Genomic DNA, 25,400 nt, shown 5'->3' on the forward strand with positions numbered 1-25,400 from the left:
AGTTAGCCTGCTGCGCCGCTTCAGTCCGAGGCGACGTCCCACCCGTAATCCGGGTAGTCGAAGAACTCGTCTCCATTGAGGGAGTCAACCTCACCTGTTGCCATGGAATGGATGAGGGATTCGACGCCGGTCTGTACGGTCTGGACGAGCATGCCCTTCATCTTCTGGCCGAGGTCGTCCTGTTGGCCCCTGACTTCAAACAGGACGGTGGCGGATCCATTGAGCGCGAACGCTGAGCGGCCCTGGCCCGCGTACTCGCGCTGTTCCGGATGGAGATAGCGTCCCACGGCTGCTATTGGTGACTGGGACCCGTAGCTCTCCTTGATGCCGTCGGCTACCGCGAGGGCGTAGCGCCGGGACTTGTCCTGGTCCAGGAGAGGCCAGTCCTCTTTGTATGCTGCGCCGTCGTTGACACCCAGAGGCGGATAGTCGAGCGCCACCGAAATGTGCCGGCCGTCCTGCTCGCCTCCGGTCTGCACGTTGCACGGACCCATGTGATGGATGTCGACGACTGCGTCGACTTCGCCGAACTCCTCCTGCAGACCGACATAGACATCCCGGATCGTTTGCGATTCCGGCGCCAGATAGAACCCTGCGTCCTTCGAGTTGCCGGGCAGGTCGCCCGGCTGCGGGACATAGTTGAGGTCGGCGTTGAAGTCCCGGTTCAGGTCGAAGCCCGGCAGCGCGATCCCGTCGCCGCTCAGCTGGTGGTACCAGGCCCGGTTCGAACCTTCCAGCTGCGGGTGCAGACGTTCGACGTCGTCCCAGGAGATCACGCTGATTCGACGGTTCAGCTCGCCGCCGTCAGGGTTGGCCATTGGCATGGCGACCAGCGTGACGTTCTCAAGGGCCCGCTTGGTTGCCGGATCGCTGCTGGTGCCGAGTTTCTTCAGGATGCTCAAGAGGGCCTCTGTCCCTGTCCGTTCGTTGCCGTGCAGAGCACTCTGAACGAGCAGTACGCGATCGCCGGTTCCGACCCGGGCGGTGTACAGATTGCGGCCGAGCGCGGATTGACCGGCGACATCGACCTGCACCCGCCCCTTGCTGGTGTCCTCGATTCGTTGCAGTTCAGCACCGAGTTCTGCGTAGCTGGTCCAACCCGTGAACTGCGGGTCGTCGAAGGTCTTGCAGGTTCCCTGTCCGGGTGTGTTGACGTCGCCGGGAGCGGCGCTGGCCGGGCTGGCGACGATCAGCGAGCAGAGCATGGCACCGGCACCGATAGCGCCGAAGAACCTGTATGGCTTACGAGGGGATTGGGTCACGGTCAACTCCAAAGGTCGAGTGGTTCGAACACGCTGATCTTCTAACCGATTAAGTAGCCGATGAATGATTCGACGGAATTGGGGCTCAAAAAGATGTGACCTCTAGCTAATTCGCAAAGCGAACGATATTGTCGCCCGATGTGTCCGCGCCGAGAGCGACCGCGACTGAGCATTATCGACTAGGCGTTGGCCTGAGTGCCCTCCAGATACTCCAGCAACTCTGCTTCGGCAACGTTGAGGTAGGTGCGCAGTTCAGCTGCGGCCACTTCGTTCTCACCCGCGCGAAGCCGTTCCACCAGCTGCGCATTGCGGTCCACGTAGTGCGTGTGAAAGTCCGGTGCCGAAGCCATCGCGTGGAAGACCAGCCGCATCTCAGCAAGCACACGGTCCATCAGCTCGCGCAGCGATCTGCTTCCGGTCAGTCCCACGACTGCCTCGTGGAATGCCTGGTTCGCGTTGGCCATGTCGGGAACTGCCCCAGCCTCCCGGGCTGCCTTTGCCCGAAGGGCAATCGCCTCCAGCACGTCCAGTTCCTCAGCTGACGGCCTGGCCCACAGCACAGCCGCAGGTTCAATCACCCGCCTGACCCGGTAGATCTCGCGCACCTCCTCCACACCCGGCGACGCCACGAAGACGCCCCGGTTCGGGATGCGTGTCACGATCGATTCGCCCGCCAGTGTGGTGAACGCCTGCCTCAACGTGTTTCGCGATACCCCAAGTGACGCCGACAACGACTCCTCCGACAGTTTCGCCCCTGGCGCCAACTGTCCCGCCGCAATCCGGGACCGGAGCACCGAGGCTATCCATGCCGTCGTGTGCGCGTGTCCAGCCGAATCCTCGCGCCCGGTGCTCATGCGGAGCGGCCGTCCTCTGCAGCAGAGCCCTCCACAGCGCTCTCGATGAATCGCACCGTCGTGCCGGGTGGCAGTTGCGCCGCAATCGGCAGATCCTCCGGTACGACGACGCCGATCACCGGATACCCGCCCGTCACCGGATGGTCGGAGAGGAACAGGACGGGAAGGCCCGACGGCGGCACCTGCAGCGACCCTGCCGCGACGCCTTCGCTGGGAAGTTCGTCGGTAATTGCCCGCTGGAGGGATGTGCCGTCGTCGTCAGTTCCGAGCCGCATGCCGATCCGGTTGGACTCTGCGGTGACAGTCCACCGCTGGGTGGTCAGGGCGGCCCGGGACTCGGGGGTGAACCAGTCCTCGCGAGGTCCGGCGGTGATGCGCAATTCGACCGGTTCGTTGCGGTTGGTTTCCTTGCCGTCGGCCCGGAGCAGTTCGAGGGGCAGGGCCGGAGGCTCGGGCGTGCCGACGATGTGTCCGTGCGGAGCTTCGCCCACCGGTAACAGGGTCCCCTGTGTCAGGGGTGCAGGACCGATGCCCGACATAATGTCAGTCGCACGGCTTCCGAGCACGGCCGGAACGGTGATGCCGCCGCGGACCGCGACATAGGTGCGCAGTCCTGTCTCCGGCAAGCTGAGGCGGAGGGTCTCGCCGTCGTGAAGGGCGAAGGGTGCGTACATTGGAGCGGCACGCTCGCCGTGCTGGCCGTCAACGCGTGCCGGCACCGGGGCGCCGGCCAGCGCGACCGTGAGTTCGCCGTGCGCCTGGACGGCCAGTCCGCCGAGAACGCATTCGATGACGGCATCCGTGGCTTCATTGCCTGCCAGGCGGTTGGCCTGACGGGCGCTCACGGCATCGACGGCGCCGGATGACGGGACACCGAGGTCACCCAGCCCGGGTCGGCCGAGGTCCTGAATAAGCGACTGCGGACCCGGGGTGAGCACCTCCAGCGCCGGCGATCCGACGGCAAGGCGGGAGGCGCCGACGTCGTGCGTTGCGGAGGTGTCCGGAAGTTCGATCACCTCCCGTACCGCTACATACCGCACGGTGTTGCCGGGGCGCAGGAGGGCAGGCTGGTCGCGATCGAGATCCCACATTCGGGCGGCGGTCCGGCCGATCAGCTGCCAACCGCCGGGAGAGCGGCGCGGATAAACAGCCGAAAAGTTGCCGGCCAAAGCAACGGAGCCGGCTGGTACAGCGGTGCGTGGACTGGTGCGGCGGGGAACGTTGAGCGACTCTTTCTCGCCGACCAGGTACGCGAAACCGGGCGCGAAACCGCCGAACGCCGCGCTCCAGAGTTGGCCGGTGTGCGCCCTGATGACGCCCTCGGCACCCAGACCGGTGAGTCGACCGACCTCGACGAGATCATCGCCGTCGTACACCACGTCGATCCGAACGGGATCCTGCGAGGCCAGCGCGTGCTTCGATGGCGTTGCATCCAGTGCTGCGACGGCGTCGCGGGCGGCTCGGGCAGCGGTATGTGAGGCGAAGACAGCGAGGACTGTCCGTGCAGCGGCAAGGACATCGACCTGCCCGGCCAGCGGGTGCTCGACCAGTTGGGCGTGAACGGCGAGCACGGCATCGAGTGAATCAAGTTCGATCAGCAGGGCCCGCGGCCCGGCCCATCTGATGTCCTTCGGGGGGATGCCAGGACTCACACAAAACTCCGGATACCGACGCCGGCGGCTTCCAATTCGCGCCGGACGGCCGCGGCCATGGCGACCGCCCCGTCGGTATCGCCGTGGAGACAGATGCTTTCAGCGGTGGTGCGGATGGTTGACCCGTCACGGGCCACGATCGTGCCTTCGGTGGCGAGGCGGACCATGTTGGCGGCGACGGTGTCTTCGTCCTGGAGGACGGCGCCGGGTTCGCGGCGGGAGACAAGGGTGCCGTCGGGGTTGTAGGCACGGTCGGCGAAGGCTTCGGAAACTCCGCGGAGGCCCGCAGCTTCGGCCATATGGAGCGCCACGGAGCCCGGAAGGAGCAGCATCGGAAGATCCCCGCCGAAGGCCTTGACGGCGTCGACCACGGCCTTCGCCTGAACCTCGTGGGTGACGATTGTGTTGTAGAGCGCGCCGTGCGGCTTGACGTACCGGATGGTTCCGCCGGCTGCGCGGGCGATCGCGTCGAGCGCACCGATTTGGTAGAGGACGTCGTCGGCCAGTTCGGTGGGGGAGCAGTCGATGAAGCGGCGTCCGAAGCCGGCGAGGTCCCGGTACCCGACGTGGGCCCCGATCGCGACACCGGCTGCGACGGCGTCGCGGCAGGTCTGCGCGATGGTCGAGGGGTCACCGGCGTGGAAGCCGCACGCCACGTTGGCGCTGGAGACGGATCGGAAGATCGCGGCGTCGTCGCCCATCATCCAGTTGCCGAAGGACTCGCCGACGTCGCTGTTGAGGTCGATGAAAGCCATGGTCATCCTCGTCTCAGGTGGTCTTCCTTCAGGATGCCCAAGTTCCGCGGATTGTTCAACAATGTCGATTTCGGTGGGGTCTCGTCATGAATCCCTATGACTTGTTTCCGGCGAATAACTCCAGCGCTCTCTGGATGACGACGTCGGGACGTTCTTCGGGGATCCAATGGCCGGCGCGGTCGACGGTTTCGGTCGTCAGGTCGTCGGCATATTCTTCGAAGCCGCCCAGGAAGTGTTCCTTCACAAGGGGATCGGCGGCTCCCACCAGCAGATGCGTTGGTGTGGTCAGTCGCTGATTTCGGTACGCGCCGGTCATGATCGCCTTGGCTTGCGGCTGAATGAAGTGCCGGTACAGCTGTGACCCCGCCCGTCCCTGAGCTCGATCGCGAAGGGGTGCCAGGAAGTATTCGACATCGCTGTCACTCGAGACCTTCAGCTTGGCGGCGGCAGTTCGCAGAAGTGTGCGCGGCAGCCACTGATTTCCGTCACTCAATGCACGAGGACCGATGCCGGGCGCAACGATCGGCAGCTGGTACCAGGTGTTGAGCAGGGAGGGGATCATGCGACGGTTGAATCGCATGTAGGGATGGGGAACTGCCAGGGACAGGAAGCTCCGTACCCGCTCGGGATGTTGCAGGCAGAGCTGGAAACCGAGAAGGGCTCCCCAGTCGTGCGCGATCAGATGAACCCGGTCCAGTTCCAGCGCGTCAAGGAGATTGACGACGTCGGCCAGCAGTTGATCCCGGGTGTAGCCGTCCGGCGGTGCATCGGTCCAGCCCGCGCCGCGCAGGTCGGGGCAGATTACGCGGTAGTGCGCGGAGAGTTCGGGGATCACCTCTCGCCATTCCCACCAGTGCTGTGGGAATCCGTGGAGCAAGAGCACGGGATCTCCGCGTCCAGCTTCCGCCACATGCATGCGCAGCCCCGGAAGCTGCACGAAGTGGTGTTCGACGCCGTCGATCGGATGAGGAACCTGGGCTACGTCAGCCATGACTCATGCTAGGCGTGAGAGCACGAAAAAGGGAGGGAGCCGGGTGTGCTCCCTCCCTTTTCCTTCACGCAGTTGTCAGGCGAGTGCGCTCACCCGCGAGTTCCGGCGACCGAACAGGGCATAGTCGGCGGAGGCGCGTCCTGGGCCGACCAGCGCAAGGGCCAGTGCTGCGGCGCCGAGCAGCAGCACCAGTTCATAACCGCCGTCCGCCACGAAGACACCCGCGGAAAGGTGCACCAGGATCAGCGCGCCAAGCATGTCGAGGGTCAGGAGGGCAGCGACCGGGCGGGTGAGGAGGCCCAGGATCAGGGCAATGCCGCCAACCAGTTCAAGGGTGGCGATCAGGGGAGCGGCGATTTCGGCCATGGGGATGCCCATGTCGCCGAAGGCGGCGGTGGTGCCGGCGATGGTCCACTCGTTGTACTTCTGCCAGCCGTGCGCGGCGAAGAGGAAACCGACGACGACGCGAAGTATGGTGCGGGCAGTGGTGGTCAATGCGGTGTTGTTCATGGGATCCGTTTCTGGGTCTCGGGGTGCTGTCGTGAGCGGGTGGGGCATGTCTGCGCGGCAGGCGCCGGGAGGCGCTGAAACTTAGGACGCCGGCGCAAGCCGTGTGCCGGCGTCGTACTTGTGGTGAATTAGCGGACGAGGGCGAAGCCGGTGGTCCACTGGGTCTTTTCGCCGGCGGCGAGGGTGAGCTGCAGGAAGCCGAGGCCTTCGAGTTCGCGTGCGCGGGCGAGGGAGCCGGCGTCGACTGCGTCCACTCCTCCGGCTTTGACGGCGTCGGCGAGGGTGTTCTTGGCGTCGGTGTCGTCACCGGCAATGAAGACGGTGGTCTGGTTCTGGCCGACGGACTTGGAGCCGAGGGTTGCGGCGAAGTTGGTATTGAAGGCCTTGAGAACCTTTGACGATGGGAGTGCTGACGCCAGTTCCGCGGCGGCGGAGCTTTCTGCAGGGACCACGAGCGAATCGAAGGTTTCGAAGTTCAGCGGGTTGGTGATGTCGACGACGATCTTGCCGGCGAGCTGCTCGCCGTACTGGGCCACGATGTCCTTGAGTGCCGGGTAGGGGACAGCAAGAACGACGACGTCGCCGTTGACGGTTGCGCCGTTGCTGGAAGTGTCAATGTGCTCGACGGATGAGCCGCCTGCTGCAACAACGCCTGCGATAGCGCCGCCCATATTGCCCTTGCCGAAGATGGTGAACGAGGTCATGTGGAGCTCCTTTGGGATGAATCACTTGTGGGTACAACTAAAACGGTAGCAGCGGTTAGTTGTACATGCAAGTATTCGTATAGAATGACGATATGACGCGATGGCTCAGTAAAGACGAACAGGCAGTATGGACTCGCACTGCGGCCGTCCTGGAGTTGCTGCCCGCAGCATTGGACGGGCAGTTGGTGCGGGACGAGGACCTCACGCACTTCGAGTACTTTGTGTTGGCCTCTCTTTCTGAAGCTCCCAACCGAACGTTGCGCATTACGAGTCTGGCGTCCATGACCAACGCAACGCTGCCGCGGATATCCCGTGTGCTGACCGGGTTGGAGAAGAAGACACTCGTGGAACGAAGCGAATGCAGTGAAGACCGCCGGGCCAAGAACGTTACGCTCACGGGGGCGGGATGGGACAAGGTAGTGAAGTCAGCACCCGGCCATGTCGAGAATGTGCGGAGCCTGGTGTTCGATCAGCTCACTCCCGAGCAGGTTTCGCAGCTGTCTGACATTGCTGCCCAACTGCTCAAGAAACTTGATCCTGAGGGGAAAATGTTCGCTTCGGCGCGCTAGCTCCTGCCGCGTCCCTGCGTTCGACGCGAAGTGTTTGTCGACCACGCAGGGTGTCTGTTGACCGCGCAGAAATGTCAGACCCGGATGATCGAATGGATCCATGACGGGGAATCGAGCCAGTTGGGTCTCGGAGGAGACGGCGCTGTGGGCGTCGGATTCAGTGATGGGTCCGTTAGCGGGCCAGCTGTCGCACTTCCCCGTCACCAATCGTGACCTCGAGGCATCGCTGGAGTGTCTGGGTGAACTTGCATCCTTGCGTTCATGGGTTGACGCGCAGGAAGCCAAGCTGTTGACCCGCATCTCGGAACTTTCCGTCAGGTCGCTTCTTGAGCAGGGTTATGGGGGTCCCGTCGCAGAGGAGTACGCAGAAACTGTTGCGGCAGCGGAGATCGGTGCGGTGCTGCACATTCCGGATGGTTCCGCCGGGCGGCTCATCGAGCAGTCGAAGCTGTTGGTGAACTTCTTCCCTGCCACAGTAGAGGCGCTCCAGCTTGGCAGGATCTCGCGCAGGCACGCAATAGCGGTGGCGCAGGAGTGCTGCGGCGTCCCCGAGGAAGAGATACCGGACTTTGAAGAGCAATTGCTCGGGATTGCTCGGGGGACGACCGTCGCTAAGTTGGCTAATCGTGCCCGTCGGCTGCGCGAGAAGCTGCATCCGGAGGCGCTGGCTGTGCGCCGGGAGAAGAAGGTTCGTGAGCGTGCCGTGACAGTTGACCCTGATCGCGACGGAATGGCCTGGCTCAGCGCCTATCTGCCGGCCGAGACCGCATACGGCATTGCACATCGCCTCGACGCTACGGCGAGAGCCCTGCAATCACCTGAGGAGCAGCGCACGCTCAGCCAGTTGCGCGCAGATGTCTTTGCGGACCTGCTGACGCATACCTGTACTTCAGATCCGACCACCGCCGAATGTGGCCCATGCACTGTATCTGGTGCGAGTTCGGTGCCCCTTCCTGCGGCAGGGTCCGGATCAGCGGTTCAGGGCTACCGGGGCGTTGTGGCAAGTGTCTTCGTCACTGTGCCGGTGATGACTCTGCTCGGGGGAGACGAACCTGCCGAGCTGGACGGCTATGGGCCGATCGATGCGGACACCGCGCGGAAATTGGCCGGACATGCGCCGTCGTTCACCCGGTTACTCACTCATCCGGAAAGCGGAGCGGTGATGTCAGTTGGCAGGACCAGGTACAAGCCGCCGAAGGACCTGCAGGATTGGGTGAGGGTGCGGGACAAGACGTGTCGGCATCCGGGGTGTAGTCGGGTGGCTTCGGCATGCGAGATCGACCACACGATTCCCTGGTCGCAGGGTGGAGAAACCCGTGCCGCCAACCTTGCTGCCCTGTGCAAGAAGCACCACATGTTCAAGACGATGGGCTTCTGGAGGCACAGTCAACCACACGAGGGCACGATGCTTTCCACATCGTTCGCTGGGAAGACCTACATGACGCTGCCCGAACCGTTCGTTCACCGTGCACAGGTGCCGCCACCGTTCTGAGATTTCGAAGTGTGCTGCGCGCATTCTGGACGAGGATCAAGCGTGCCTTGCCCGCTACGCTAAGCCAGCAAGCGTGCCTTGCCCGCTACGCTAAGCCAGCAAGCGTGCCTTGCCCGCTACGCTAAGCCAGGTGGCGGCTAACGGAAATGAACCCCGGACATCGATCGGCCGGTCCCTTGCGCGAGTCCTCCTGGGGCTGTTCCTCATCACGGCGGGAACGGCCCACCTCACTGTTGCGCGTTCGGAGTTCACCGCACAGGTTCCCTCCTGGCTTCCGCTGGATGCCGACGCCGTCGTTGTGGGTTCCGGTGTCATCGAACTGGCCCTCGGGGTAGCGCTGATCGTCCTAAAGCGGCGCAGGGTTCTTGTCGGCTGGCTGGCAGCGGCCTTCTTCCTTGTGATCTTTCCCGGCAATATTGCCCAGTACGTAGAGGGCGTTGATGCCTTTGGCCTGACGACCGACCGAGCCAGGTTCATCCGCCTCTTCTTTCAGCCCGTGCTTGTGCTGTGGGCGCTCTGGTCTACCGGTGCCTGGCGCGACCGACAGTTGCTACGCTCAACCAAGTGACCACCAACGCCATTGACGGCATCCCGACGACACCACGATCGGACGTGGCGTCGTGGACCTAAGCGTGGTCATCGCGCTCGTGGGCGCGGTCATCCTCATCGGGATGGGTTCTATCTTCCGGCACACATTCATCACGGCCGCCGACTTCTGGTCGGGACTCGAAAAGCTCGTCTACTTCGTACTCCTCCCATCCCTGCTCGTCACCGGCCTGGCCGAAGCCGACTTCGCCCTTCTCGAACCAGGTCCAATCGTCCTGGTGTTGGCATCATCCGCGCTGTTCTCATCGCTGCTCGCCTACGGACTGCGCCGCCCCGCATCCGGCCAGAATGGTCCGGCCTTCACCTCTGTCTTTCAAGGCATCGTCCGCTTCAACACGTACATCGGAGTTACGACGGCAGCGGCCCTCTTCGGCTCCGACGGCATCGCCATCGCTGCCCTCGCTACCGCAGTCCTGATACCACTGGTGAACCTAGCATCGACTGTCGCACTCGCACATCATGGACACCACAAACTGCGGGGGAGGGCCCTACTCCGCGCCGTGTTCCTCAACCCGCTCATCCTGGCCTGCCTTATCGGTCTCGCCGCAAACCTGATCGGGTCAGTACCAGCAGTCTCCAACGTCCTCGAGATGCCGATACCGGCGGGCGTCGTACAGCTTCTCGCAGCTGTTTTGGGGCTGCTTGGCGGAGCCGCCCTGCCGATTGGGCTCATCTGCGTCGGCGCCGGCCTCCACGGACGACTCTTCCCACGTGAATCCCTCCGGCCGGTCCTGGCCGCCATCCTGTTGCGCTTCCTTCCGGTGCCCGCCGCAACACTGGGACTGTGTCTGCTCATCGGATTCAGCGGACCGGCCGCCGTCGTCTGCGTAGTCTTCCAGGCACTCCCGACCGCCACCAGTTCCTACGTCTTCGCCCGACGACTCGGAGGCGACGCCGCCCTCATGGCACAGATCACCGCCGCTCAGACTGTCCTGTCCGGGATAGCCCTGCCAGCCTGGATCCTCATCGCACTGGCGGTCCTGCTGTAGGGACGTGAAGGACGGAGGTCGCTAGGATCAGCTCATGGATGCCAGTGAAGGTGACCAGTAAAGCAGCTGAGACCATTCTCGTCACCCTCGGCGATATTGAAGCCGCCGCGGAACGCATCAGCGACCTGGTTCTCCGAACGCCGATCATCCAGCTGCCACACCCGCGACGCCCGGATGACCTTCTCCACTGCAAGGCCGAGTCCCTGCAACCCACCAGCGCCTTCAAACTGCGCGGCGCCTACAACACCATCGCCCAAGTGCTCGACCAGGCTCGCGAACACGGTATCGTCGCCCAATCCTCCGGCAACCACGCCCGGGCCGTGGCCTGGGTCGCACACCGACTCGGTCTGCGAGCGATCATCGTGATGCCCGAGGCAGCTCCACGGACAAAGATCGACGCCGTCCGCGCACTCGGCGCCGAAGTCCAGGTAGTGCCGTCCCGTCTGCGCGACGTCCGAGCCCACGAACTCGTAGCCCAGCACGGGTATATTCACATTCCGCCCTACGACGACCCACGCATCATCGCCGGACAGGGGACAGTCGGCCTCGAGATCGTGCAACAACTGCCCGACGTCGACACCGTCCTCGTCCCGATCTCCGGCGGCGGGCTTATCTCCGGTATAGCGACGGCGGTGAAAGCACTCAAGCCTGAAGCCCGCGTAGTCGGTGTCGAACCCGAGCTGGCAGCTGACGCCGCCGAAAGCTTCCGTGAAGGCCGGCGCATCACGTGGGAGCAGGACCTGACCTACCGCACCATCGCCGACGGCTTACGCACCCCGGCCCTCGGCGTACACCCGTGGGAACATGTGAAGCGCTACGTGGATGACATCATCACCGTCACCGAAGAACAGATCTTCGCTGCAATGCGGCACCTCACCCTCGCCGGCAGGCTTGTGGTGGAGCCGTCCGGTGCAGTCGCTACCGCAGCCTGGATGCACGACCTCGTTTCCAGCCAGAACGACGGCGGCACGGTGGCCGCCGTCGTCTCCGGCGGATCGGTTGATCCCGCCCTTCTGGCGAAGATATTGCAGCAGACCGGCTAGAGCCGCTGCAGGAAGTCGGTGAGCACTTCCACCCACTGCTGCCGCGCGGCATCGTTCGCTTCGGGTGTGGGAAGCCCCATTTGTGTCGCAACGATCGACGCGGTGCCGTTCTTCTTCAACTCGCTGGTCACGACCACAGACGAACCGTCCGCAGCCTTCGCGCGCCAGGTCATCCGGCGGTCGGTTCCGCTGACCCGTGCAGCTTCAGCCAGAAGCTCCTGCACAGGGGAACTGGTGGATGCGAAATCCGACCACCGAGCCATCAGCTCCTCGAGCCTGAGCGCGGTGGACCTGCTCACACTCAGCTGAAAGGTGCCGTCGGAACGTTGGCCGGGGATGCGCCGCCCGATGTGATGCTCGTAGGCGACCGCAACCGATTGGGCCCACCAGCCGGCCTGCTCCATGGTGCCCTCAAGCTCCTGGTGCACCTTGGACGCGATGTCCTTATGGCTCAAGCCAGCCGCATCGGAGGCGTCCATGAATGCAAGCCAGGCCTCCCACGATCGGTTGGTAGCGCGCTCAATCGGTGCAATTCTGGAATTCGTTGCCATTCCAAAATCCTTCCACGCGCCACCGACTATTCCGCCACCCGCGCGAGGAACTTGCGGATCCGGAGGTTGAGTTCCTCTATCTGACGCTTCACGACGACGGCGGGATCAGGGTTGATCTCGTTCGCCGGCGGTGCTTTCCGTACGTTCGCAGAACAGATGAAGTCAGCACAGATGAGCGTGCCTACGGTGTTTCCATTACGGCCGGCCTGGCCGGCACGCTTCGCAACCCAGAGGAATACGTCTTCCTTTGAGAAGACGTCGCGGCACATCTCGCAGAGAACCGACCGGTTCTTCTTCGCTCCGCCTTCGGGTGCGCGCAAGAGAATGCCGGTGAGTCCGCGTTCCGTCGGAAGAACGAGATACGCACGAAGCGGCATCTTCTCGTCACGCCACCCGAGGAAGTCGAGGTTGTTCCAGTCGAGCGTTTCAAAGTGCGGCGGGAGGTTGAGCTTGGCCGTTTCGGATCGGGAGGCGTTGATGAATGATGACCGGATTTCGCGGTCGCTGATGGGGTGCATGAGGGATCGCCTTTGCAGGAGGTAGTGAGAAGGGGCATGTAGATGCAGCCCTCGACCCCCGAACAGTCAAGCAGGGGGAGGACTAGAAGCCTTCCTCACAGCAGGCCGAAGCGGCCGCCTCGCTTTCCGTGGCAGCGCAAACCGTGATGGTGAGCAGCATGTCCATTCCCCTAGATCGGTTGTTCCTGCCGTTGCATTCTCGCAAAGGGCGCCGCGGTGAACCAAGTCCGAACAAAACTCCGGCAGGGTATTGCACATCACATTCCGCGGCCGTAGAGTTTGTCGAAGCGTTTCGCTAAACGTTTCGACGCTATCCCGGAGCAGTATCTTTCGCTCTCCCGCAATCCGACATAGGAGTCCTGATGGCCAACATCCACGACGTCGCCCGCGTCGCCGGCGTGTCCATCAGTACCGTGTCCTACGCTCTCAGCGGCAAGCGGACAGTCAGCGAAGATGCACGACGGCGGATTGTCGACGCCGTACAGGAACTCGGATATCTGCCCAACGCAGCAGGCCGCATGTTGGCCGGCGCACGCACACGAATCCTCGCGCTGAGTGCTCCATTGCGCGTCGACACCTACGCACCCGCACACATGGCATTCGTGTTGGCGGTCGCAACCGCCGCCCGTCGCTATGACTATGACATCCTGCTGCTCACCGAAGATGAGGCAACAAACGGTCTGCGGCGTGTAACGTCCAGTCGTCTCGTCGACGGAGTCATCCTCCTCGACGTTTCCATCGATGATGAGCGCCTCGCGCTGGTGCGGGACCTTGCGGTTCCGTCCGTCGTCGTCGGCGTTCCAGGAGAGGCCAGCGGCCTTACCTGTGTGGATCTCGACTTCGCCGCCGCAGCGCGGCTGTCGATCGACCAGCTCGCTGCTGCCGGACACCGGTCGATCGCTCTGCTCGGCCACCCGCAAGCCGCCTACGAACGCGGCTCAAACTTCCCGCACCGGTTCCGCAATGCATTCGTCGAGTACGCATCCGAACGCGGTCTGCAGAGCACCTTCGCCATGCCTGGCAGCAGTGACGCAGACGTGCGCCGGGCCGTCGACGAGGTACTCGATCCGAAGGCGGGGGTAAGCGCCGTCGTAATGCACTGCGAAGAGTCCATCCAGTCGCGGGCGCTGACGTACATCGCGGACAGCGGCCGTTCGATCCCTGGCGACCTGTCCATCATTTCAGCCTGCTCCAGCTTTGACACCTCGTCCTTCCACCCCGCGCTCGATGTCATTCCGCTCGTCGCCGCAGACTCCTGCGACCGCGCGGTGGCTCTGGTGATGGAAGCTCTCGACGGCGCACCCGAACCACACGTGGAACTCGTCGCACCGCGCTACATCTCCCGCGGCTCGATCGCTGAGCCAACACACCCCGCCATCTCAGCGCTGAACTAGACCATTCCCGCTGCCCCTGAAGGAGGCCTGCTCCATGCCAGCTAGCGAAACGTTTCGACAGCCGAATCAACTCGTGTACGGAGGCGACTACAACCCCGAACAGTGGCCTGAGTCGGTGTGGCTTGAGGACGTCCGGCTCATGCGTGAAGCCCATGTGAACCGCGTGACCATCGGGGTTTTCTCCTGGTCCTCGATCGAACCACGCGAAGGCGACTATGAGTTCGGATGGCTGGACCGCATCATGGACCTGATGGCGGAGAACGGCATCGGCGTCGTCCTCGCCACCCCTACTGCCTCGCCGCCGCCATGGTTCTCGCTGGCGCACCCTGAAGCGCTACCCGTCACGGCGGATGGAGTCCGGCTGGTCCACGGCAGCCGCGACACCTACAACCCCGCCGCACCCGCTTACCGGGAGGCTGCCAGACGGGTGACTTCAGCCCTTGCTGAGCGGTACTCCTCCCACCCGGCACTGACGATGTGGCACCTCCACAACGAGTACGGAACCGTGTCCTACGGACCGGAAACCGATACAGCTTTCCGCGAATGGCTCCGCGGCAAGTACGGCAGTCTTGCGCAGCTGAACACAACATGGAATACAGCGTTCTGGTCCCAGGGCTACGGCGAATGGGACGAAATCTTCGCTCCTCAGGCCACCCAGTACCTGCCGAACCCCTCACACCTGCTCGACTTCAAGCGATTCTCCGCCGACCTGTTGCGGGACTGCCTCCGTGAGCAGGTTGAGATTGTGCGAAGCGTCCGCGCGGACGTCCCCGTCACCACCAACTTCATGCTTCCGAGCTGGAACCACTACGACCAGTGGGATTTCGCTGCCGAGATCGACGACGTCTCCGTCGACCACTACCCGGATACAACGGGCGTCGAAGGTGACATTCAGGTAGCCTTCGGCAGTGACCTCGCCCGCTCCTTCAACGGCGGCCGACCCTGGGTCCTCATGGAGCAGGCCACCACCATGGTCTACAACTACGGGCAGGGACGCATCCTCGCCCGCGAGCCCGGCAAGCTGCTGTTCAACACGCTGCAGTACCTGGCGCGCGGATCCACCGGTTCCCTGTTCTTCCAGTGGCGGTCACCACGCGCCGGCGCCGAGTTCTTCCACTCGCCCATGGTCCCGCACGTCGGCGAAGACTCCCGGACATTCCGCGAGATCGTCCAGCTGGGCACAACGCTGACAGCGCTGGAGGAACTGGCCGAACCGCCGGCTGCCGGGCAGCGTGTTAACCGGAACCGGGTCGCCATCGTGTGGGACGCGGATGCCTGGTGGTCCACCGAGACCCGCGCACTGCCATCCGGCGATGTCGCATTCCTGCCTGCTGTGAAGTCTGTGCATCGCGCGCTCTGGCTGCTTGGCATCAACGCCGACTTCGTTCGCCTTGACCAGGACCTCAGTCGTTACAATCTTGTCCTGGTTCCCTCGAAGCTGGCCGCCTCGGATGCTGAGGCTGGCGCTCTGCGCCAGTTCGTGGCCGAGGGCGGGCACACCGCGATCTGGTACTTCTCGGGAAGCGCTGACGAGAACCTGAACGTGCGCCCTGGCGGCTTCACCGGAGCATTTGCCGATCTGCTCGGTATCCGAGTCGAGGAGCACTACCCGCAACTCGCCGAAACCGCGCTCAAACTCAGCGACGGATCCACCGCCGACTGCTGGGCGGAGACCGTCGAGCTGAGGGGCGCTACCAGCATCGCTGAGTTCACTGAATACCCGCTCACCGGTCGTCCCGCCATCACGAAGCGGGAGTACAACAACGGCACAGCCCACTACTTCGCCACCCGGCTCGGCGAAGACGCACTGGGCACGCACCTTCGCCGCATTCTCGACGACGCCGGTGTTTCCCCGGAACACCCCGCCGCAGGCTACGGTATCGAGGCGGTACGCCGCTACGCCGGGGACTCCGCATACCTGTTCCTGCTCAACCACACGGGGGAGGCCGTCGACGTTGACGTCAGCGGCCACAACCTCCTCACCGACTCCGAGGTGAACGGACCAACCACCCTGGGACCGGGCGCCGCCTTTATCGTGCGCGAACCGCACACCACCATCTGAGCTACACAAAACACCGACGAAAGGATGCCAACGATGGCACACACTCTCAAACGGCGGGGCGCGCTCTCGGCCCTCGCTCTCACTGCAGCATCAGCGCTACTGCTCGCCGCCTGCTCCTCCGACGGTGACGCACCGGCGGAGTCCGGGCCCGTGACACTGGAGTTCTGGGGCTGGGCACCCGGGCTTGAAACCGCCGTCGAACTCTGGAACGAGGAAAACCCGGAGACCCAGATCGACTTCTTCCGGATGACAGGCGACGACGGCGCCAAGGTGCCTGCCGCGATCGACGCCGGCACCGCGCCCGACGTCGTGCAGATGTCCGTTCACTCCCTGCCAGGGCACATCATCAACAACAGGCTCACCGACATCAGCGAGCACACGGAAGGACTCGAGGAGCAGTTCACCGCCAGCTCCTGGCAGGGCGTCTCCTACAACGACGGCGTTTACGCCATTCCGCAGGACTCCGGACCCACCGGTCTGATGTACCGCACCGATCTGTTCGAGCAGCACGGCGTCGAGGTTCCCACCACCTGGGACGAGTACCTCGAAGCCGCCCGCGCCCTGAAAGAAGCCGACCCTGACCTGCACATCGCGCAGTTCTCCCCGAATGAGACGGGTTTGTGGGTCGAAACGGTCTGGCAGAACGAGGGCACCTGGTACAACATCGAGGACGACTCCTGGGCTGTCGACGTCGATGGCGAGGCCAGCCAGGAGGTCGCCGAGGTGTGGCAGACCCTTCTCGATGAAGATCTCGTGAAGGTCGTTGACATGTGGACGCCCGAATACTGGGCCGAGGTCAACACCGGCAGCATAGCAACCATCAACTACGCCGCCTGGTTCCCCGGACTCCTCGAAGAGAGCGCCGGCGACCTCGCAGGCAAGTGGGCCGTCGCTCCGTCGCCGACCTTCGACGGGCTCGACACAGCCGGTGACACCGGGGGAAGCGTCGATGTCATCCCCGAAGGAACTGAGCACGTCGAACAGGCAGTGGAATTCACCACGTGGCTCAACACGTCGCCGGAAGCACTCGAGATCCTCATCAGCGAAGGCGGACTCTTCCCGTCCGCGGTTGCCGGGCTGGAGAGCGAGTCGCTCCTTACCGAGGAGGAGTACTTCGGCGGGCAGGTCATCAACGAGGTATTCGCTGACGCTGCCACCAAGGTACCCAACTCCTGGGTTGAGGGACCCAGCTACGACCTGACCCAGGACGCTCTGAAGGACGCTTTCGCCCAGGTTGCCAACGGTGACATGACCTTCGCTGAAGCACTTTCGCAGGTTCAGGAATCCACCGTTCAGGACCTCACGGATATGGGTCTGAGCGTCAAATGAGCAGTTCCGTAGCCGCGACCGTACGCAACGAGAGTGCAACCGACGCTGCTGCCCGCCCATCCCGCCGTCGTCGTCGTAAGGGCGGCGGCGGGGTACGGGTGGCCCCGTATGTCTTCCTCGCCCCCTTCATCATCCTGTTCCTCGTGTTCCTGGTGCTGCCGATCATCGTCGCGCTCTACACCAGCTTCTTCCAGACACAGCGGAGCGGACTGGGCTTCGGCGGGGGTGGCGAGCAGCAGTTCGTCTGGTTCGACAACTACGCCCTCGCATTCTCGAACGCAGCTTTCGTGGAAAGCTTCGGGCGGGTGCTGCTGTTCGGCGTCGTCCAGGTCCCCGTCATGTTGGGCTTCTCGCTGATCCTTGCCCTGCTCTTCGACTCTGCCGCGGTGCGGTGGAAGCGCTTCTTCCAACTGAGCGTGTTCCTTCCCTACGCGGTTCCGTCAGTGGTTGCTGCGCTCATCTGGGGGTTCCTGTACCAACCGAAGGTCAGTCCCATCGTCGAAGGGCTGGCCAGCATCGGCGTGCCCGTCGACTTTCTGGCGCCCGGCACCGTCCTGTGGTCACTCGCGAACGTTGCAGTGTGGTCGGTGGTCGGCGTGAACATGATCATCCTGTTCTCCTCGCTTCAGACGGTTCCGAGAGAAATGTATGAAGCCGCCCGCATCGACGGGGCAAGCGAACTGCGCATGGCGCTGCAGATCAAGATCCCGATGATCCTGCCGGCACTGATCCTCACCACTCTTTTCTCGGTGATCGGGACGCTGCAGCTCTTCAACGAGCCGATGACCATGCGCTCCGTCACCTCCAACATCTCCGGCAGCTACACACCCAACATGGCGGTGTTCTCCGCGACAACACTCGGCGGTGACATCAACCTCGGATCCGCGATGGCGATCATCATCGGCATCGTGACCTTTGTCCTCTCGGTGATTGTCTCGGTCCTGTCCAATCGGAAGAGAGGTAGTGCGCAATGACGCAAGTACCCGTTCTTGCCCCGCCCTCAGCACCGGAAAAGGTCAGTCTCCGCGGCCGTTCCCCGGTCCACGCCGAGGGGGAACGCCCCAGCCGTGCTGCGAGGATCGCCGCCTGGATCTTCATGGGCGCCACGACCCTGTACTTCCTGGTACCCGTCTACTGGCTCCTCGTCGCTGCCACCAAGAGCACCTCAGACCTCTTTTCCACGCCGGGCTTCTGGTTCGCGGACTCCAACCTGCTGTCGAATCTCAGCGCATTGACCGAGTACGACAACGGCATTTTCTGGCGCTGGATGGGCAACTCGCTCATCTACTCCGGAATCGGGTCCATACTGATGACGTTCATCTGCCTCATCTCGGGCTACGCACTGGCGATGTACCGTTTCCGGGGGCGCGGCGTCGTACTGGCCGCAGTTCTCGGCAGCATGCTGATCCCGCAGACCGTACTCGCCCAGCCCACGTACCTGCTCCTCGTGGAAATCGGGTTGAACAACACCATCTGGGGTGTGCTGATCCCAAGCCTCGCCTACCCGTTCGGGGTCCTGCTTGCCTACGTCTACGCGCAGTCGTCCGTTCCGCAGGAGCTCCTCGAAGCGGCCCGGCTGGACGGCGCCAGCGAATGGCGGGCGTTCTTCTCCATTGCGCTGAAACTCCTCAGCCCCGGTGGGGTGACGATCATGCTCTTCGCGTTCATCGGCAGCTGGAACAACTTCATGCTCCCGCTCCTGGTCATCAGCGACGCCCGGCTCATGCCGGTCACGGTCGGGCTCAGCGGGTGGAGTCAGGCTGCGATCACCATCCCGGGTCTCCAGACCCTGGTGGTCATCGGGGCGCTCGTCTCGATCATCCCCATCATCGTGGTGTTCGTGTCGCTGCAGCGCTTCTGGCGTGCAGGTCTGGCAGCAGGCGGTGTCCGCTTCTAGATGCCGGTGAACGATCTCTTCTACACGCAGCCCGCGGCAACGTGGGTGGACGGCTTGCCTCTCGGCAACGGCCGGCTGGGGGCGATGGTGCTTGCCGACGGCCCAACGCTGCGGCTGCAACTCAATGACAGCACTGCCTGGTCCGGCAGCCCAGCGAGCGAGCACCGGCGGGGCCGGGTGTCGGCAGAAGCTGCCGCCCGGGCGCTCGCCGATGCCCGCGAAGCCATAGTCGATGGCAGGCCGGTGGAGGCCGAGCGAAGCCTGGAGCAACTGCAGGCCGGTTATTCACAGGCCTACCTGCCCTTCGCTGACGTCCTCATCAGTACGCCCGACGACGCCACCCTGCAGGAGCGCGGGCTCAGCTTCGGCGACGCTACCCACCGGACCAGCGCCCGGGGAACCGCGGGGCTCATCGAGCAGGATACGTTCATCAGCGCCGCTGCGGGAGTGCTGGTCCACCGGATACGGTCCGCTGCGCCGGTGGACATCACCGTCTCCCTGTCCACGCCGCTGTACGAAACGGGGCGTACCCAGGGGCGCGACGGCGTCGTACTGGAACTGAAGCTGCCCGCCGACGTAGCCCCCGGCCACGAACCGCGCGAACCGGCTCTGCAGGAGAACGTCGACGGCGTCACGCCCCTTGAGGGGGCGCTGTGCCTGACGTACCAGCACGACGGCGACGCTCACACGAGCGGGGAAGCCACCGTCTTCCACGGCGTTACCGGGCTGCTGCTGGTGGTCGCGACTGACACCACCTTCGCCGGCATCGGCCGGCAACCGGAAGGGTCCGCTGCAAGCTGTGCCGAAGCGGCACGCCGCCGTGCACACACGGCGGTCTCGACCGGCTGGGACGTGTTGGTCCACGAACACGCCGCCGCCCACCGGAAACTGTTCGACCGTGTTGCGCTCAGCCTGGACACGGGCCCCCGCGCCCTGCCCAATCGCGAGGGCGTGCCTACCGACGTCCGGCTGCGCGAAGCCAACGCACACCCGGACGGAGTTCTGGCCGCCGATCCAGCACTGGTTTCCCTGCTCTTCAACTACGGTCGCTACCTGCTGGTCGCCTCCTCCCGCCCGGGCACCCTTCCGGCTACGCTGCAGGGAATCTGGAACGAAGACATGCGTCCTCCGTGGTCCTCGAACTACACGCTCAACATCAATGCTCAGATGAACTACTGGGGCGTTGAGGCGGCGGCTCTTTTTGAATGCCACGAGCCGCTCCTGGACCTCGCGGAAGCGCTGGCCGAAAGTGGCCGGAGCACCGCCGGCACCCTGTACGGTGCACGCGGTTGGGTAGCGCATCACAACACCGATGCCTGGGCCTTCAGCTCACCGACGGCAGGTCACGCGAGTTGGTCCCAGTGGCCGATGGCAGGACCATGGCTTGTCCGGCAGCTCGACGAGCAGCGCCGCTTCGGCTCGGCCACCGCCGAGTTCACGCACCGGCTGTGGACGTTGGCCGTCGGTGCCGCGGAATTCGCCTGCGACTGGCTGATTGACGACGGCGGCGAGCACCTTCAAACCAGCCCCTCCACGTCGCCGGAGAACTGCTACATCAGCGCCCAGGGTAGAACCGCCGTCGGAATCTCCACCGGCATGGACCGGACGCTCATCACCGAGCTTTTCCAGACGGTGCTAGCGCTGGCACCGCTGGTAGGGCAGGCAGATCACCCGATCTCGACAGAGATCAGCCAGGCGCTCCCACGCATTGCACCACCGGCAATAGGTGGGGAGGGCAGGATCCTCGAATGGGGCGAAGAGGAGAAAGAAGCCGAGCCGACGCACCGACACCTCTCCCACCTGTTCTTCGCCTACCCCGGCAACGGCCCGACGCCGGAACTCTCCGACGCGCTCAACCTCTCTTTGGACCGTCGTGGGGACGACTCCACCGGTTGGTCCCTAATCTGGAAAATCTGCCTTCGTGCGCGGCTGGGACAGAGCGGGAAGGTCGCGGATCTGCTTCGACTGATGTTCCGTCCGGCGGACGTAGCGAATGGCCCACACGCCGGCGGGCTCTATGACAACTTCTTCGCCGCCCATCCACCGTTCCAGATCGACGGGAACCTGGGATTCGTGGGCGCACTTGCGGAGGTGCTCGTGCAGAGTCACTCCGGCGTCATCCGGCTGCTGCCGGCCATTCCAGGCGAGTTGGGGAGCGGCAGCGTACATGGCCTCATCGCCCGGCCGGGAATCACTGTGGACCTTGAGTGGCAGGACGGCCGGTTGACCGAAGCACGGCTGTCTCCGCGGCGAGCCGACGCCGCCGGCGAACGGCTGATTGCGCTCGGTGAGGACGTTGCGCCGGTGGAGCTCTTGTATGGCCACGTCACCATCGTCCGTCCGAACCCGGCAAGCGGCGCGCTCGACTTTTCAACAACACAGCAGGAGAACACGTGAAATTCACCGACGGATTCTGGGAGACACGTCCCGGCGTCGACGCGCTCTACGCGCAGGAGGCCTACGACATCGAAGCCGGAGACGGGCGCCTCACCGTTTCTGCGCCGACCCGGGTCATCACCCGGCGCGGCGACACCCTGAACCGGGCAATGCTCACCGTCACGCTGTCCAGTCCCCTGGAGGGCGTGGTCGGTGTGAAGGTCGAACACCACCGCGGCGCGTCAGGCTTCGGGGGATTCGACCTCGTCGGTGCCCAAGCAGGCATTGGAACGGCCAGTGCCGACTCCTCCGGCGGCGTTCTCGAAGCCGGACCCCTGCAGGCACACATCGCTCCCGGCGCCCCATGGAATCTCACCTTCCAGGCCGATGGCCGCACCCTCACGAAGAGCGGAAAGAAGTCCATCGGGTACGTCACGCTGGGCACTGATGCATCGGTGTCGGTCGAACCGGTGGGTCCCACCGGGGTGAGCGCGACCGGGCGGCCGCCGTCGTCGTCGTACCTGCATGCAAAGCTGTCCCTCGGCGTCGGGGAGTTGGTCTACGGACTGGGGGAGCGCTTCGGCCCGCTAACCAAGAACGGCCAGACCGTCGACGTCTGGAACGCCGACGGCGGCACCGCGAGCGAGCAGTCGTACAAGAGCATCCCGTTCTACCTCACCAACCGCGGGTATGGGGTGTTCGTCAACCACCCGGAACACGTGTCCTTCGAGGTGGGTTCGGAGTCGGTTGAGGAGGTGCAGTTCTCGGTCGCAGGGGAGTCGCTCGAGTACTTCGTCATTTACGGGCCCACCATGGGCGAAATCCTCCGCCGCTACACCGAGCTGACCGGACGGCCGGCCCGCGTGCCGGCGTGGTCCTACGGACTGTGGCTCAGCACCAGCTTCACCACCGACTACGACGAGGCAACCGTCAACCACTTCGTCGACGGCATGGCCGAACGGGACGTGCCGCTAAGCGTGTTCCACTTCGACTGCTTTTGGATGCGCGAGTTCAACTGGACCGACTTCGAGTGGGACGAACGGGTCTTTCCGGATCCTGAGCTCATGCTCAAACGCCTGCACGAGAAGGAGCTGCGCATTAGCGCGTGGATCAACCCGTACATCGCGCAGCGCTCCGCCCTGTTCGAGGAAGCATCGGAGGCCGGTTACCTCGTCCGGAAGCCCGACGGCGACGTGTGGCAGTGGGACATGTGGCAGGCAGGGATGGGGCTGGTGGACTTCACCAACCCGGACGCCACCGCGTGGTACCAGGACAAGCTGCGCCACCTGATCGGCCAGGGCGTGGATTCGATCAAAACCGACTTCGGCGAGCGCATCCCCACCGAGGTTGTCTGGCATGACGGCTCATCGGCCCCGGCCATGCACAACTGGTACACGCAGCTCTACAACAAGGCCGTGTTCGAAGTCCTTGAGGAGCAGCACGGCAAGGGCAACGCCGTCCTCTTCGCCCGTTCTGCCACAGCCGGCGGGCAGCAGATGCCGGTGCATTGGGGAGGTGACAACTCGTCGTCGTTCGAGTCCATGGCCGAGACGCTGCGCGGCGGCCTGTCACTGGCTCTCAGCGGATTCGGGTTCTGGAGCCACGACATCGGCGGATTTGAAGGTAACCCGGACCCCGCCGTGTTCAAACGGTGGGTGGCCTTCGGGCTTCTCTCCAGCCACTCCCGGCTCCACGGGTCCACGAGCTACCGCGTCCCTTGGGCGTTCGATACGGGGGACGAACCGGAGGGCTTGAGCGCCGTCGACATCACGCGTCAGTTCGCCCACCTGAAGATGCAGCTCATGCCCTACTTCTACGCGGTGGGTCAGCAGGCGCATGAAGACGGGCTTCCTTTCATGCGGCCGCTCCAACTGGAATTCACCGACGATCCTGCGGTGGACTACCTCGACCGCCAGTACATGATCGGCGACAGCCTGCTCGTCGCTCCCGTCTTCAGCGACACCGGTGACGTCGCGTACTACCTCCCGGCCGGAACCTGGACGAACTACCTGACGGGGGAGCTTGCAACCGGCGGCTCCTGGCGTGCTGAACGACACGACTTCAACAGCATCCCGCTGTGGGTCCGTGAGGGCAGCGTGCTGGTCACCGGGTCCCGAAAGGACCGCCCCGACTACGACTACGCCGTCGATCCGCTGGTCACGGTGTACCCCGGCGAGCTGCGCTCGGACACCGTGCGGGTGACCAATCCGCTCGGTGAGGACCTCACCTTCACGATCGAACGCGCGGACGGCACGGACGGCACGGTCACAGTTACCAGCAGCAGTAATGAACCGTTCCGCGCGCGACTTGCGCCGAATGGAACCACCCTCACGTCCATCAACGGAAAGGCAGTCCTCACGCCATGACCCAGCATCTCGAAGAGACACGCACCCACGTCGCGGGAAGCCCCGACTACCGCGACACCGGCCTCGAATTCCCATCGGGGTTCGTCTTCGGTTCAGCCACTGCCTCCTACCAAATCGAGGGAGCCCACGACGCCGACGGCCGCGGGCCCTCGATCTGGGACACCTTCAGCCACACCGAGGGCAAGGTCTGGAACGGTGACACCGGCGATGTGGCCTGCGACCACTACAACCGGCTCGACTCCGACCTTGACCTCATGAAGGACCTCGGCCTGGAGTCCTACCGCTTCTCCATCGCCTGGCCCCGGATCCAGCCCACCGGACGCGGCCCGGCCAACGAAGCCGGACTTGCCTTCTACGAACGGCTGGTGGACGGTCTCCTCGCCCGCGACATCAAACCGATCGTCACGCTCTATCACTGGGATCTTCCGCAGGCACTGGAGGACGACGGCGGCTGGACCAACCGCGCAACAGCCCTCGCCTTCGGCGACTACGCGCGCATCGTCGGTGAACGCCTCGGTGACCGGGTCGCGCTGTGGACCACATTGAACGAGCCGTGGTGCAGCGCCTACCTCGGCTACGGCTCGGGCGCCCACGCCCCGGGCCGCACAGAACCGGCCGCTGCGCTCGCCGCGGTGCACCACCTCAACCTGGCTCACGGCCTGGCGGTGTCCGCCCTTCGGGAAGTTGTGACCAATGATCCGGACCTCGCCGTCACCCTCAACCTGCATGTGTTCCGCCCCGATGGCGAGACCGGCCCCGAGGCCGTACGCCGCGTCGACGGCCTCGCCAACCGGCTTTTCCTGGACCCGCTGTTGAACGGCACCTACCCCGAGGATGTCCTCGAAGACACCGCGGCGATCACCGATTGGTCTTTCATTCAGGACGGCGACCTCGAGCTGATCCATCAGCCCCTCGACCTGCTGGGGGTCAACTACTACTCGACCACCCGTGTGCGTTTGTGGGACGGCGAGGGCGACAAGGAAAACGCCGACGGTCACAAGCCGTCAGCCGGCACTGCGTGGCCGGGTGCGGACATGATCGAGTTTCTCCAGCAGCCCGGTCCCTACACGGAGATGGGGTGGAACATCGACCCGTCCGGACTCGAGGACCTCCTGGTGTCACTGCACGAAGGCTGGCCCGAGCTGCCCCTGATGGTCACCGAGAATGGTGCCGCTTTCCAGGACACTGTGGAAGTCAACGCTGACGGCGCCCGACGGGTTCAGGACGTGGACCGCATCGACTACCTGCGGCGCCACTTCACCGCCGCGCACCGCGCGATGGCCCGCGGAGTGGACCTGCGCGGCTACCAGGTCTGGTCGCTGATGGACAACTTCGAGTGGGGCTACGGCTACTCCAAGCGCTTTGGCATTGTGCACGTCGACTACGACACCCTTGAGCGGACGCCCAAGGACAGCTCGCAGTGGTACGCACAGTTGATCCAGGAACGCCGTATCCCGCCGGTCGGCTAGCGCAGGGGTTG

The 25,400-nt window shown here is 64.2% G+C and carries 22 protein-coding genes; 13 read left to right on the forward strand and 9 right to left on the reverse strand.

Annotated elements, in window-relative coordinates; genetic code table 11:
- Nucleotides 1–20: 20 nt before the first annotated feature.
- From M1D74_RS04120 to M1D74_RS04150, 7 genes are all read right to left on the reverse strand, one after another.
- On the reverse strand, nt 21–1,262 hold the full coding sequence (locus M1D74_RS04120; RefSeq protein WP_458116590.1) for a M14 family zinc carboxypeptidase: 1,242 nt from the start codon (nt 1,260–1,262) through the stop codon (nt 21–23).
- A 179-nt stretch (nt 1,263–1,441) separates the two neighbouring features.
- Complete coding sequence (locus M1D74_RS04125; protein ID WP_458116591.1) at nt 1,442–2,116, reverse strand: GntR family transcriptional regulator; 675 nt, start codon at nt 2,114–2,116, stop codon at nt 1,442–1,444.
- On the reverse strand, nt 2,113–3,768 hold the full coding sequence (locus M1D74_RS04130; RefSeq protein WP_458116592.1) for a 5-oxoprolinase subunit B/C family protein: 1,656 nt from the start codon (nt 3,766–3,768) through the stop codon (nt 2,113–2,115). Before M1D74_RS04130 ends, M1D74_RS04125 begins: the two co-directional genes overlap by 4 nt.
- Entirely contained in the window at nt 3,765–4,523 is a 759-nt protein-coding gene (locus M1D74_RS04135; protein ID WP_309124662.1) for a LamB/YcsF family protein, read from the reverse strand. The genes M1D74_RS04130 and M1D74_RS04135 overlap by 4 nt, the downstream gene beginning before the upstream one ends.
- A gap of 94 nt (nt 4,524–4,617) precedes the next feature.
- Nucleotides 4,618–5,514 (reverse strand): alpha/beta fold hydrolase, encoded by an 897-nt coding sequence (locus tag M1D74_RS04140; protein WP_458116593.1) that lies wholly within the window; start codon nt 5,512–5,514, stop codon nt 4,618–4,620.
- Nucleotides 5,515–5,589: 75 nt separating this feature from the next.
- Nucleotides 5,590–6,024, reverse strand: coding sequence for a DoxX family protein (locus tag M1D74_RS04145; RefSeq protein ID WP_458116594.1), 435 nt, complete (start codon nt 6,022–6,024; stop codon nt 5,590–5,592).
- A gap of 128 nt (nt 6,025–6,152) precedes the next feature.
- Entirely contained in the window at nt 6,153–6,728 is a 576-nt protein-coding gene (locus tag M1D74_RS04150) for an NADPH-dependent F420 reductase (protein ID WP_458116595.1), read from the reverse strand.
- A 92-nt stretch (nt 6,729–6,820) separates the two neighbouring features.
- Here M1D74_RS04150 and M1D74_RS04155 point away from each other — a divergent pair, with 92 nt between their 5' ends.
- The 5 genes from M1D74_RS04155 (at nt 6,821) to M1D74_RS04175 (ending at nt 11,427) form a co-directional block, all read left to right on the forward strand.
- Nucleotides 6,821–7,297, forward strand: a complete 477-nt coding sequence (locus tag M1D74_RS04155; protein ID WP_458116596.1) for a MarR family winged helix-turn-helix transcriptional regulator — start codon at nt 6,821–6,823, stop codon at nt 7,295–7,297.
- Between the two features lie 100 nt (nt 7,298–7,397).
- Nucleotides 7,398–8,789 carry a DUF222 domain-containing protein gene (locus tag M1D74_RS04160; protein ID WP_458116597.1) on the forward strand — a complete coding sequence of 464 codons (1,392 nt, stop codon included), beginning with the start codon at nt 7,398–7,400 and terminating at the stop codon, nt 8,787–8,789.
- 130 nt (nt 8,790–8,919) lie between these two features.
- On the forward strand, nt 8,920–9,357 hold the full coding sequence (locus tag M1D74_RS04165) for a DoxX family protein (protein WP_309124686.1): 438 nt from the start codon (nt 8,920–8,922) through the stop codon (nt 9,355–9,357).
- Nucleotides 9,358–9,409: 52 nt separating this feature from the next.
- Nucleotides 9,410–10,384 carry an AEC family transporter gene (locus tag M1D74_RS04170; RefSeq protein WP_458116598.1) on the forward strand — a complete coding sequence of 325 codons (975 nt, stop codon included), beginning with the start codon at nt 9,410–9,412 and terminating at the stop codon, nt 10,382–10,384.
- Nucleotides 10,385–10,434: 50 nt separating this feature from the next.
- Complete coding sequence (locus M1D74_RS04175; RefSeq protein WP_458116599.1) at nt 10,435–11,427, forward strand: threonine ammonia-lyase; 993 nt, start codon at nt 10,435–10,437, stop codon at nt 11,425–11,427.
- Here the strand turns inward: M1D74_RS04175 and M1D74_RS04180 are convergent.
- The gene (locus tag M1D74_RS04180; protein ID WP_458116600.1) at nt 11,424–11,978 is read right to left on the reverse strand and encodes a hypothetical protein; all 555 of its coding nucleotides are present in this window, start codon (nt 11,976–11,978) and stop codon (nt 11,424–11,426) included. The two genes, M1D74_RS04175 and M1D74_RS04180, sit on opposite strands and share 4 nt — an antisense overlap.
- 26 nt (nt 11,979–12,004) lie before the next feature.
- On the reverse strand, nt 12,005–12,496 hold the full coding sequence (locus M1D74_RS04185) for an FBP domain-containing protein (protein ID WP_309072734.1): 492 nt from the start codon (nt 12,494–12,496) through the stop codon (nt 12,005–12,007).
- Nucleotides 12,497–12,858: 362 nt separating this feature from the next.
- Between M1D74_RS04185 and M1D74_RS04190 the strand changes: the two genes are divergently transcribed.
- Genes M1D74_RS04190 through M1D74_RS04225 form a run of 8 tightly spaced genes read left to right on the forward strand, consistent with a single transcriptional unit; the run spans nt 12,859 to nt 25,389 of the window.
- The gene (locus M1D74_RS04190) at nt 12,859–13,890 is read left to right on the forward strand and encodes a LacI family DNA-binding transcriptional regulator (RefSeq protein ID WP_458116601.1); all 1,032 of its coding nucleotides are present in this window, start codon (nt 12,859–12,861) and stop codon (nt 13,888–13,890) included.
- 34 nt (nt 13,891–13,924) lie between these two features.
- Nucleotides 13,925–15,952: a beta-galactosidase gene (locus M1D74_RS04195; protein WP_458116602.1), complete on the forward strand. Its 2,028-nt coding sequence runs from the start codon at nt 13,925–13,927 to the stop codon at nt 15,950–15,952.
- 33 nt (nt 15,953–15,985) lie between these two features.
- Complete coding sequence (locus tag M1D74_RS04200) at nt 15,986–17,281, forward strand: ABC transporter substrate-binding protein (RefSeq protein WP_458116603.1); 1,296 nt, start codon at nt 15,986–15,988, stop codon at nt 17,279–17,281.
- Nucleotides 17,278–18,255 carry a carbohydrate ABC transporter permease gene (locus M1D74_RS04205; protein WP_458116604.1) on the forward strand — a complete coding sequence of 326 codons (978 nt, stop codon included), beginning with the start codon at nt 17,278–17,280 and terminating at the stop codon, nt 18,253–18,255. The genes M1D74_RS04200 and M1D74_RS04205 overlap by 4 nt, the downstream gene beginning before the upstream one ends.
- Nucleotides 18,252–19,178 carry a carbohydrate ABC transporter permease gene (locus tag M1D74_RS04210; protein ID WP_458116605.1) on the forward strand — a complete coding sequence of 309 codons (927 nt, stop codon included), beginning with the start codon at nt 18,252–18,254 and terminating at the stop codon, nt 19,176–19,178. The genes M1D74_RS04205 and M1D74_RS04210 overlap by 4 nt, the downstream gene beginning before the upstream one ends.
- On the forward strand, nt 19,179–21,575 hold the full coding sequence (locus M1D74_RS04215) for a glycosyl hydrolase family 95 catalytic domain-containing protein (RefSeq protein WP_458116606.1): 2,397 nt from the start codon (nt 19,179–19,181) through the stop codon (nt 21,573–21,575).
- Nucleotides 21,572–23,920: an alpha-xylosidase gene (yicI, locus tag M1D74_RS04220; RefSeq protein ID WP_458116607.1), complete on the forward strand. Its 2,349-nt coding sequence runs from the start codon at nt 21,572–21,574 to the stop codon at nt 23,918–23,920. Before M1D74_RS04215 ends, yicI begins: the two co-directional genes overlap by 4 nt.
- Nucleotides 23,917–25,389: a GH1 family beta-glucosidase gene (locus M1D74_RS04225; RefSeq protein ID WP_458116608.1), complete on the forward strand. Its 1,473-nt coding sequence runs from the start codon at nt 23,917–23,919 to the stop codon at nt 25,387–25,389. Before yicI ends, M1D74_RS04225 begins: the two co-directional genes overlap by 4 nt.
- Nucleotides 25,390–25,400 lie beyond the last annotated feature (11 nt).

It is taken from the genome of Arthrobacter sp. D2-10 (genome assembly GCF_054161285.1).

Bases quoted from the DNA above. Each gene is read 5' to 3' on its own strand.
- M1D74_RS04135 (WP_309124662.1), bottom strand. From the start codon at position 4,523: ATGGCTTTCATCGACCTCAACAGCGACGTCGGCGAGTCCTTCGGCAAC.
- M1D74_RS04200 (WP_458116603.1), top strand. From the start codon at position 15,986: ATGGCACACACTCTCAAACGGCGGGGCGCGCTCTCGGCCCTCGCTCTC.
- M1D74_RS04195 (WP_458116602.1), top strand. From the start codon at position 13,925: ATGCCAGCTAGCGAAACGTTTCGACAGCCGAATCAACTCGTGTACGGA.
- M1D74_RS04125 (WP_458116591.1), bottom strand. From the start codon at position 2,116: ATGAGCACCGGGCGCGAGGATTCGGCTGGACACGCGCACACGACGGCA.
- M1D74_RS04180 (WP_458116600.1), bottom strand. From the start codon at position 11,978: ATGGCAACGAATTCCAGAATTGCACCGATTGAGCGCGCTACCAACCGA.
- M1D74_RS04205 (WP_458116604.1), top strand. From the start codon at position 17,278: ATGAGCAGTTCCGTAGCCGCGACCGTACGCAACGAGAGTGCAACCGAC.
- M1D74_RS04160 (WP_458116597.1), top strand. From the start codon at position 7,398: ATGACGGGGAATCGAGCCAGTTGGGTCTCGGAGGAGACGGCGCTGTGG.
- M1D74_RS04225 (WP_458116608.1), top strand. From the start codon at position 23,917: ATGACCCAGCATCTCGAAGAGACACGCACCCACGTCGCGGGAAGCCCC.
- M1D74_RS04185 (WP_309072734.1), bottom strand. From the start codon at position 12,496: ATGCACCCCATCAGCGACCGCGAAATCCGGTCATCATTCATCAACGCC.
- M1D74_RS04150 (WP_458116595.1), bottom strand. From the start codon at position 6,728: ATGACCTCGTTCACCATCTTCGGCAAGGGCAATATGGGCGGCGCTATC.
- M1D74_RS04145 (WP_458116594.1), bottom strand. From the start codon at position 6,024: ATGAACAACACCGCATTGACCACCACTGCCCGCACCATACTTCGCGTC.
- M1D74_RS04210 (WP_458116605.1), top strand. From the start codon at position 18,252: ATGACGCAAGTACCCGTTCTTGCCCCGCCCTCAGCACCGGAAAAGGTC.
- M1D74_RS04190 (WP_458116601.1), top strand. From the start codon at position 12,859: ATGGCCAACATCCACGACGTCGCCCGCGTCGCCGGCGTGTCCATCAGT.
- M1D74_RS04215 (WP_458116606.1), top strand. From the start codon at position 19,179: ATGCCGGTGAACGATCTCTTCTACACGCAGCCCGCGGCAACGTGGGTG.
- M1D74_RS04155 (WP_458116596.1), top strand. From the start codon at position 6,821: ATGACGCGATGGCTCAGTAAAGACGAACAGGCAGTATGGACTCGCACT.
- M1D74_RS04140 (WP_458116593.1), bottom strand. From the start codon at position 5,514: ATGGCTGACGTAGCCCAGGTTCCTCATCCGATCGACGGCGTCGAACAC.